This window comes from Thalassospira profundimaris (assembly GCF_003326755.1).
Taxonomy (GTDB): Bacteria; Pseudomonadota; Alphaproteobacteria; order Rhodospirillales; family Thalassospiraceae; genus Thalassospira; species Thalassospira profundimaris_B.
The window spans coordinates 1-919 of sequence record NZ_JPWH01000075.1; the positions used below are offsets into that span (position 1 = coordinate 1).

A 919-nucleotide genomic window follows, 5' to 3' on the forward strand; every position below is an offset into this window, starting at 1 on the left:
CCAGATGAGAACACTATCCGTCACTTCCGCAATCGGATGATCGAAACAGGCACGCTGAAGCGTGTGATGAAGGCGTTTGACTGGCAACTCCACAAGAAGGGTTATATCCCGATGTCGGGTCAACTTATCGACGCGACCCTCGTTCCGGCACCAAAGCAACGCAACAATGATGGAGAGAAGGAGGCAATAAAGGCGGGAAAGTCGGCCCGGGAGATTTGGCCCGACGCGCCGAACAAGGCGGCGCAAAAGGATGTGGATGCCCGCTGGACGCTCAAAATTGGCGGCAAACTGCGCTATCGACCTGATGGAACCCCTTTGCCGCAAATCGCGACACCTGTCTTTGGGTACAAGTCTCACATCAGTATCGACCGGCGGTATGGCTTCATTCGCTCAGCGACAGTGACGTCCGCCGCTGCTCCTGACGGCCGTCAGTTAAGCCGCCTGGTCGATAAAGGGAATATGTCGGCCAAGGTATGGGCTGACAGCGCTTACCGGTCGCAAAGAAACGAAAAGTGGCTGGCAAGGAACATGATGAACAGTCAGATCCATCGTCGCAAGCCACGGGGTAAACCGATGGCGGAGCACACAGCCAGGGCCAATGCGAAGAAATCGTCGATCCGGGCCGCCGTTGAGCATGTGTTTGCGCATCAGAAGAACCGATTTGGCCTCTTCATCCGGACCATCGGATTGGCCCGCGCAGAGGCAAAGATCACCCTGGCCAATCTTGCCTACAACTTCAATCGCCTGATCTTCCACGAAACCAGGGCTGCTATGGGATAGGTGCGTCCGAAGCACTGAGAAACCGCCTGAAAAGGCGAGACGATCAACCAAAAAAAGCCAAACCAACCCCTCATGACGCCTGAAAACGCTCGAAATCAGTCAATTCAAGGCTCTGACGATAGGTTTTTGCGGGTGTCCA

General features: G+C 55.2%; 1 protein-coding gene. It reads left to right on the forward strand.

The genetic code is table 11. The annotated features are described in order from the left end of the window. The coding region (locus TH25_RS24615) for a transposase (protein WP_147253104.1) at nucleotides 1-780 on the forward strand (780 nt) is incomplete at its 5' end. Between the last annotated feature and the right edge of the window lie 139 nt (nucleotides 781-919).